Origin of the sequence: Candidatus Thioglobus sp., assembly GCF_028599055.1 — a bacterium.
Classification (GTDB): Bacteria; Pseudomonadota; Gammaproteobacteria; order PS1; family Pseudothioglobaceae; genus Thioglobus_A.
This window is the reverse complement of record NZ_JAQRMS010000051.1, coordinates 1-8976: the sequence shown is the minus strand read 5'-3', so window position 1 is coordinate 8976 and position 8976 is coordinate 1. Positions and strand designations below refer to the sequence as shown.

Below are 8976 nucleotides of genomic sequence, written 5' to 3'. Positions count from 1 at the left end.
CTTCAAACAAATCCTCAACAATCAAACTCTCTTGATTGCCATAGGTATTTCTGGCATTAATGAGTGAATTAACATCAGTAATATACGGCAGCTCATTCTCAAGTTGTTGATGCAGTTTTTGTAGTTTGTTAAGAAAATTCAGATCAAAAACATCAGTTGTTTTAATGGCGACTAACAACTTTTCATCACGACCAAACTGATCTCTAAATTCGTCATAAGCGACACGCATTGGGTCAGTTTTATGTAAAAAACCTTCGGTTGAGGTGTCCATTGTTAAAGACGGTAATTGTGTTGCAAAGGCAAACACAACTAGCAAAATAACACTGATGGTTTTTTTACTATGATCAAAAATAACATCTGAAAAATGTTCAAATTTTCTTTCTGCACGATGGCGCCAATTCATACAACTTCCCCTTTATTAATGGATAACTATAAAACTAATCGTCTTCTAATTCTATACGATATAGCGCATGACATGACACACAATTTTGCATTAAAACCGCTACTTGTTCCAACGCATGGTCTCGATCAGCAAGCCAAGCGGCCTTAAACTAAAAGTAGAAAAACACGTCTAATACATTATAAAACAACCACTGGACTTACTTTTAAACAAAGTTGTTTCACGTGAAACTATTAAAGCCATACATCCCCTCGTACGCCTTACCTCTATTTAATTTATTGATGGTAGTAAACTGAATATTAGCATTGCTTAACAACAGACCAAAACACATGATTGGATGTTGGGCTTTTGTCCAGAAAAAACGGTGGCACTAAGGCCACCGTTGTGATTGATCTATAATATGGTGCCGATAGCCAGAGTCGAACTGGCACGAGCGTAGCTCACCACCCCCTCAAGGTGGCGCGTCTACCAATTCCGCCATATCGGCAAAAGGGTGTTACTCAGGGATATCGCTGATATCGGATTCCGATGTAGTTGGCGCAATCATGGGTACATCAGATGGAATAATTGGAACTGATCCAGCCGACTCCATGATGCTGGCTGGTTCGTTATCAGCACTAGTTTCATTAGTGGCTAAATAAGCCAACGTTAAACTGGTAACAAAGAAAGCAAAAGCCACACTTGCAGTTAGCTTGTACATAAACGAATTAGCACCACGCGCGCCAAATACTGATCCTGATGCACCCGCACCAAAAGCAGCACCTGCATCAGCACCCTTACCGTGTTGCATTAAGATAAGTGCAATTAAGCCTAATGCCAATAGCACATGGATGATTAAAATAATTTGAAACGACATAATTAACCCGCTTTACAAATTTGTAAAAAGTCTTCTGCTTTTAATGACGCGCCGCCAATTAATCCGCCATCAATATCTTCACAAGCAATTAATTCAGCTGCATTGCCAGGATTCATACTACCACCATAAAGAATCGGTGTAGATTGTGCGATATTTTCATCATTAGTAGCTAATAGCGCACGAATAGAAGCGTGTGTATCTTGGGCTTGTTGAGGGCTTGCTGTTACACCAGTGCCGATCGCCCAAATTGGTTCATACGCAATAATAATATTTCTAAACGCATCAATACTACAAGTATCAATAACCGCTTGAATTTGTCTTGCAACAACCGCTTCAGTTTTTCCAGATTCCCTTTCTTCTAACGTCTCACCAATACAGAAAAGCGCCGTTAGGCCGTTGTCAACAACTGTTTTAACTTTATTAGCAACATCTTGATCAGTTTCACCGTACATACTTCTACGCTCTGAATGACCAACAATAACGTAGTCAGCACCAAAATCTTTAATCATATCAGCACTAACTTCGCCAGTATGGGCACCTGATGGATGAATACTAATAGTTTGAGCACCAAGATGAAGTTGTGAATGAGTGATCAGCGCTTCCACTTGGGACAAGTATGGAAAAGGGCTGCACACGATTACTTTGGACTCAACCTCAGACATGCCTGACAAAATACCCATTACCAAGGTATTAACCTCTTCTTTTGAGGCGTTCATTTTCCAGTTGCCTGCAACAATTGTTTGACGCATATTAGTTCTCTGAATAAAAAGGAATAAATGTTACGCTATTTAGCAATAAAAATCAATGTCTAAAGCGTTAGTGTGATGATTTAGAGCCAAAGTACAAGGCCAATGAAACCATTAAGATACCCAAAGAGAAGTACACCAAATCTAGTGCACCTGTAAATGTCATTGATAATGACACTTCAAAAAACGTCACCACTAAAATCATTAAAATCACTTTGGCCAATTTGGCCTTAAGATCGTCTAATGAATTAATAACCAATACCTTGGAGGATTGACCACTATCTTTGGCTTCATCAATTTCACTAATAAATAATTCATACAAGCCCAATGAGAAAATTAACAAAATTGTGGCCAGTAAAAAACCATCAATTGAACCGACTGTGTGCGCCACCATTTCAATTTTTAAGGCGCGTTTTGCTTCTGCAGTTGCACTAATATAATCTCCCGCATGGGCAATCAAACCGGCGACGTCAATAGCAGTAATAACAAACAATAATAACGACAATAGCAACGACGAAATAACCGCTGCTAAAACCATCAATCTAGAGTTCCACAACAACTTTTCAAAATACTTTTCCAAACCATTCATCCACTTCTCTCCCAAAACAAATATAATGCTTAAGTATACATTAATAATTTTATCTAACACTTATGTCGAAAACCTGGACTCAATGCTTAAACACGCTTAAAGATACCATTCCGCTTGCTCAATATAGCGTCTGGGTTCAGCCTTTAAAAGCATTAGAGGACGGTCAGACTTTATCATTATTAGCGCCTAATACACAAGTTAAAGACTACATTAATAAAAACCTTAAGCCTCAGATAAAAAGTGCTGTCGCTCAACACAATAAACAGTTAAAAATTTTTATTGGCGTCTCTCCTAAAGTAGAGCAAAAACCCTCGGCATACAAGCCACAAGCCACCCCTTTATTTGAAGATTATACGTTTGACAATTTAGTACTGGGTAATGCCAACCAAATGGCTTATGGCGCCACCAAACAAATTGCTGAAAACATCAAAGGATCACCTTACAATCCTTTTATTATTTATGGTGGCTCCGGATTAGGAAAAACCCACTTAATGCAAGCTGCAGGGCACTTAGCTAAAATAAAAAATCCTGAATTAAAAGTGCTTTATGTGCCGCTCATGGATTTTGTTAGAAATATCACTTCTAGCTTAAGACACAATACCATTGAAGATATTAAACTATTCTATCAATCAGCTGACTTGTTGTTAGTAGATGACATTCATTTAATTGCAGGCAAGGAAAAATCTCAAGAAGAGTTCTTCCATATTTTTAATTTTTTGTTTAACGGCAAAAAACAAATTATTTTTACCTGTGACCAACCGCCAAAAAATATTAAATCATTAGAAGAGCGACTTAAAACCAGATTCTCTCAAGGCTTAAATCTACACTTAACGCCGCCTGAATTAGAAATGCGTGCAGCCATCTTGCTGAAAAAAGCTCAAGATCAAAAAATTAATATCAACCTAAACGAAGATGTGGCGCTTTTTATTGCTGGACACATTACCTCAAACGTCAGAGACTTAGAAGGTGCCTTGTTAAAACTAAAAGCTTTTGTTGATTTTTCTAAAATGGACAGCACCATGATTTCTAAAGAGGTGGTTGAAGCGGCACTTGGTGACCTAATTAAACCAGCAATAAAAAACATCGATGTTAATGATATCCAAAAAGAAGTGGCAAAGCATTACGCACTAACCGTTTCAGATTTGAGTTCAAAATCACGCAAACAGCACACTGTATTAGCCAGACAAATGGCTATTTATATTTGTCATGAGCTTAGTGCTTTATCACTCAATAAAATCGGAAAACAATTTGGTAATAGAGATCATTCAACCGTTATCCACGCCATAAATAAAATTAAAGATAAACTGCTAGAAAGCAAAGAAACAAAGGATGATTACGATTTAATTAAGCTTAAATTAGCCAACTTATAAACATTTCCACAACCTAGTTTTACACTCGCCAGTGGACAACAATCATAACTTGACTAAAAAATGAATTTTATACCCTTGTTCACAATTTTTTACATAAAATACTAACAAGATATCAACGATTTAAATGATTAATTTTTAAAGAAAAAAATCACTTATTCACAAAAAATAATACCACTAATAATAACAATAATTTTTAATAAAAGGATTTTTCAATGAACACGCAGCTCACCGTCAAAGAATTACTTGAACCCTTACAAACTGTTATTGGTGTTGTTGAAAAAAAACAAACCTTACCCATTCTGTCACATGTATTAATTCAATTAAAAAATAATCAGTTAACCTTAACAACAACTGACATGGAAATTGAAATTAGAGCTTCTCACCCAGTACAAACCCAAGAAGAACTCTCGTTCACTATTTATGCAAAAGATTTAATCGATATTATTAAAAAATTACCTGAATCAACTATTATTGAATTTATTATTAAAGAATCTAAGGTTTACATAAAAACTAATAAAAATTCATTTGAACTAAATTCATTCAATCATCAAGATTTTCCTGCATTACCAAAAATTGAAAACAGTGATGTCATTAAGGTTAATCGTCATCAGTTAAAAGAACTTATTGAAAATACAAGTTTTTCAATGGGTAATCAAGATATTAGAGCATATTTAAACGGTTTGTATTTTGAAGTTAATCAAGATAATATTACGGTTGTTGCTACCGATGGACATCGACTTTCTATTGGTGAAATAAAACAAACTAACCAATTAACCGATAAAAAAACCGTTATTTTGCCAAGAAAAGCTGTTTTAGAATTAACCAAAATTTTAAACAAAAACGAACATAACGAAGTCGAAGTGCATCTATCTGACAATTATTTTTACTTAGTGAGTGATGATACAACCATTATTAGTCGATTAATCGATAGTAATTTCCCTAATTATGCGCAAGTACTACCAACGGATTTTGAAAATACCATTGTTATTGACCGTTTAGAATTCTTAAACTCACTTCAACAGGCTTCAATTTTTGTAGAAGAACGTACCAAGGGTGTTAAGTTAATGTTTAAAAACTCTCAACTTAATATTTTTTCACATTCTGAACGGGGTCAAGCGAAAACCCAAATTAGCACCAAAAATTTCGATAAAGAAATTGAAATTGCTTTTAATATTCATTACTTAATTTCAATTTTAGAAAAATTAAACACCGATGAAATTAACATGGTTGTTCCAGGTGGTGAAAATCAATCTTGTATGTTAAGTAGTCCAAATGATGAAACTTTCCAATATGTTGTTATGCCAATGCGTATCTAGTTTTATTTATGGCAGTTATACATAAACTGGCAATTACTCAGTTTCGTAATTTAAATAATCAATACATTGAACTTAACAAACAACTTAATGTGTTTGTTGCGAGTAATGCACAAGGAAAGACCAGTCTTATTGAAGCAGTTTATTATTTAGGACATAACCGTTCTTTTAAAACAAAAGCGTTAAAAGAGTTAATCCAACTGGATCATCAACAATTTCAATTAGCAGCCCAAGTTGACGATTATCGTTTGAAATTGGAAAAATCTAAACAAAAAACAACGATTAATCTTGATCAAAATCGTTTAAAAAATAGTAGCGAACTCTCTAAATTATTACCGATTCAAATTATCACCCCCGATAAAGGATTTGTTGTTAATGGCACGCCAAAAAACAAGCGTTCTTACCTAGATTGGGGTGTATTTCACCTAAAACCTGATTGCTTAAGTGATTTTAAAAAATATCAAAAAACCTTAAAAAATATTAATTTTTTATTAGCACAACAAAAACAACAAGAATTAGATTATTGGTTTTTAGAAATCGCACAACTGTCTAGTAAGATTAATCAAGCACGCCAAGATTATATTGAACAATTAAAACAAACCAATTCAGCCGAATTAATGAAAAGTTTATCGCAATCATTTGATTTGATTGATACCTTTGATTATCAATTTAAATCTGGTTGGCCTAAAGAAGTTGATGCGTTTAATGTGGATAGTATTTATCAATATTTACTCAAAAGTAAAGCGTTTTTAATGAAAGCTAAATATTTGAATTACGGACCGCACAAAGCCAGTCTTGATTTTTTATTAAACGATCAGCAAGAATGTTTTTTATCCCGTGGTGAGCAAAAAACCTTGTCTATTGTATTTTGGCTAACACAAGTATCTTTGTTAGTAAAGAATAACACTTATCCTGTTGTGTTGATTGATGATATTTCATCAGAATTAGACCAATCAAAAATCCAAACAATTTTGAATTATTTACAACAATTAAAGGTTCAAGTTTTAATGACCGATATTGGTATAAATACCTTAACAATTGATCCTGAAAATACCTCAATTTTTAAGATTGAGAAAGGGGTTATTACTCAAGGTTAATATTTGTTGTTTAATTAGCACAAATAGCGCTATATCCCTTTTGTATCAGTAAATATAAAAATAATAGACTGCTTGAAAAAAAGTCGGATGTTGGCGTGTATTTGTCTTGCTCGTGGTATAATAATTTTATTTTTTTCAAGCACTTATGTCTGAAGAACAATCACAAGAATATCAAGCCTCAAATATTAAAGTTTTAAAAGGTTTAGATGCGGTTAGAAAACGCCCTGGAATGTACATTGGTGACACCGATGATGGCACCGGTTTACATCACATGGTTTTTGAGGTGGTTGATAATGCAATTGATGAAGCGTTAGCAGGCCATTGTTCTAAAATTAATATTGTTATTCATGAAGATCAGTCTGTCTCTGTAACAGATGATGGTCGTGGTATTCCAGTTGATATTCACCCTGAAGAAGGGGTGTCAGCTGCTGAAGTTATTATGACAGTGCTACACGCAGGTGGTAAGTTTGATGATAACTCATATAAAGTTTCTGGTGGTTTACATGGTGTAGGTGTTTCTGTTGTTAATGCATTATCTGAAACAGTTCAATTAACGGTTCACCGAGCAGGTGAAATTCATCAGCAAAGCTACACTTTGGGTGTGCCCGATGCACCAATGAAAGCAATTGGTAAAACCGATACAACAGGTTCAACCATTCACTTTAAGCCCAGCCCAGATGTATTTGCGATTACTGAATTTAAGTATGATATTCTGGCTAACCGTGTTCGTGAGTTATCATTTTTAAACTCAGGTGTACATATTGAAATTGAAGAAATTTCAACAGGACGTAAAGATGTATTTGAATATGAAGGTGGTATCACTGCCTTTGTTGAGCATCTTAATAAAGCTAAAAACCCTATTCACAACGATATCATTTCTATTTCTGCAGAACGTGACGATATTACGGTTGATGTTGCATTGCAATGGTCTGATGCTTATCAGGAAAGTATTTATTGTTTTACTAACAACATTCCTCAGCGAGATGGTGGTGCGCATTTAGCGGGTTTCAGAGGTGCGCTAACTCGTACATTGAATAGCTATATTGATAATTCTGGTATGGCTAAAAAAGAAAAAGCTGCCATTACGGGTGAAGATACGCGAGAAGGACTAACTGCCATTGTGTCTGTTAAAGTGCCGGATCCAAAGTTCTCTTCACAAACCAAAGACAAGCTGGTGTCATCAGAAGTAAGGGCGCCTGTTGAATCAGCGCTGAATGAAAAATTAGGTGAATATCTGTTAGAAAATCCTAACGAAGCTAAAATTATTGTCGGCAAGATTTTAGAGGCTTCTAGAGCGCGTAATGCAGCTCGAAAAGCTCGAGAAATGACCCGTCGTAAAGGTGTACTTGATATTGCAGGCTTGCCAGGTAAATTAAGTGATTGCCAAACTAAAGACCCAGCTGAAAGTGAAATATTCCTGGTGGAGGGTGATTCAGCGGGTGGTTCGGCCAAACAAGGCCGTGATCGACGTACTCAAGCAATTTTGCCACTTAAAGGTAAAATTTTAAACGTTGAAAAAGCACGATTTGAAAAAATGCTAGGTTCTGCTGAAGTTGGCACTTTGATTACCGCATTAGGTTGTGGTATTGGTAAAGAAGAATACAATATTGAAAAATTAAGATACCATAAAATTGTGATTATGACGGATGCCGATGTTGATGGTGCTCATATTCGTACTTTGTTGTTAACTTTCTTTTATCGTTATTTGCCAGAGTTGGTTGAAAAAGGCTATTTGTACATTGCTCAGCCACCGCTATACAAGATTAAAAAAGGTAAGCAAGAGCGTTATTTAAAAGATGATCAAGAGTTAAATGATTATCTATTACAAGAAGCGGTTAATGACGCTAACTTGTTTTTTGATACCGATGTGCCACCAATCTCTGGTGTGGCGTTAGAGTCTGCTGTTAAAGATTATTATGCCATTAATACTATTATTACTAAACTCTCTAAACATTACCATCCGGACTTATTAAGAGCGATTGCCAGCAGTTCGCCAGTAGAAGATTTATCTGATACTAAAACCATGCAAGCATGGTGTAGTGAAGTGGAAACACAACTAAATCAAGATATATCACCAGCGCAAAAACACACAGTGACTTATAGTGATAACACAGTTAATCACACACTGTGTGTTTATGGCGTTGATACCGATCAAGTAACACTAAACCAAGCATTTTTTGACTCGCCAGATTACCAAACCATCAAAGCATTTTCAAACAAGATAGAAAGTGCAATTGGCGAACACTCATATGTTGAAAAGAAATCCAAACAAATCCAAGTAGACGGTTTTAGTCAAGTAGTTAGTTTTTTAATTGACGATGCTAAAAAAGGCCAAAGTTTCCAACGCTACAAAGGTTTGGGTGAAATGAATCCAGAACAGTTATGGGAAACCACGATGGACCCAGAACAAAGAACCCTACTCAAAGTTAAAATTGAAGATGCGATTGCAGCAGATGAAGTGTTCTCAACCCTAATGGGTGATGAGGTTGAGCCTCGTAGAAACTTTATTGAAGACAATGCGTTGTCAGTTGATAACTTAGATTTTTAAATATTAATTATAGATAAACAAGGAGATATATTATGTCTAAACAACATCCAGTCGTTG

The 8976-nt window shown here is 35.3% G+C and carries 7 protein-coding genes, 1 tRNA gene and 1 pseudogene; 4 read left to right on the top strand and 5 right to left on the bottom strand.

Annotated features, from left to right (window positions below; all coding sequences use genetic code 11):
- From PSN35_RS04665 to PSN35_RS04645, 5 genes and pseudogenes are all read right to left on the bottom strand, one after another.
- Positions 1 to 403: pseudogene (locus tag PSN35_RS04665) on the bottom strand (Fis family transcriptional regulator); the annotation flags it as partial.
- Positions 404 to 801: 398 nt separating this feature from the next.
- A tRNA-Leu gene (locus PSN35_RS04660) sits at positions 802 to 887 on the bottom strand.
- Between the two features lie 9 nt (positions 888 to 896).
- On the bottom strand, positions 897 to 1256 hold the full coding sequence (gene secG / locus PSN35_RS04655) for a preprotein translocase subunit SecG (RefSeq protein ID WP_300030139.1): 360 nt from the start codon (positions 1254 to 1256) through the stop codon (positions 897 to 899).
- Between the two features lie 2 nt (positions 1257 to 1258).
- Positions 1259 to 2005: a triose-phosphate isomerase gene (tpiA, locus tag PSN35_RS04650; RefSeq protein ID WP_300030136.1), complete on the bottom strand. Its 747-nt coding sequence runs from the start codon at positions 2003 to 2005 to the stop codon at positions 1259 to 1261.
- A 67-nt stretch (positions 2006 to 2072) separates the two neighbouring features.
- Positions 2073 to 2651, bottom strand: a complete 579-nt coding sequence (locus tag PSN35_RS04645; protein WP_367183389.1) for a YqhA family protein — start codon at positions 2649 to 2651, stop codon at positions 2073 to 2075.
- 2 nt (positions 2652 to 2653) lie between these two features.
- Here PSN35_RS04645 and dnaA point away from each other — a divergent pair, with 2 nt between their 5' ends.
- The 4 genes from dnaA (at position 2654) to gyrB (ending at position 8919) form a co-directional block, all read left to right on the top strand.
- A complete protein-coding gene (gene dnaA, locus PSN35_RS04640; RefSeq protein WP_300030133.1) occupies positions 2654 to 3961 on the top strand; it encodes a chromosomal replication initiator protein DnaA in 1308 nt (435 codons plus the stop codon).
- 212 nt (positions 3962 to 4173) lie between these two features.
- Entirely contained in the window at positions 4174 to 5277 is a 1104-nt protein-coding gene (dnaN, locus tag PSN35_RS04635; RefSeq protein WP_300030129.1) for a DNA polymerase III subunit beta, read from the top strand.
- Between the two features lie 8 nt (positions 5278 to 5285).
- Positions 5286 to 6371: a DNA replication/repair protein RecF gene (locus PSN35_RS04630; RefSeq protein ID WP_300030125.1), complete on the top strand. Its 1086-nt coding sequence runs from the start codon at positions 5286 to 5288 to the stop codon at positions 6369 to 6371.
- A gap of 145 nt (positions 6372 to 6516) precedes the next feature.
- Entirely contained in the window at positions 6517 to 8919 is a 2403-nt protein-coding gene (gyrB, locus tag PSN35_RS04625) for a DNA topoisomerase (ATP-hydrolyzing) subunit B (RefSeq protein ID WP_300030123.1), read from the top strand.
- Positions 8920 to 8976: the final 57 nt, after the last annotated feature.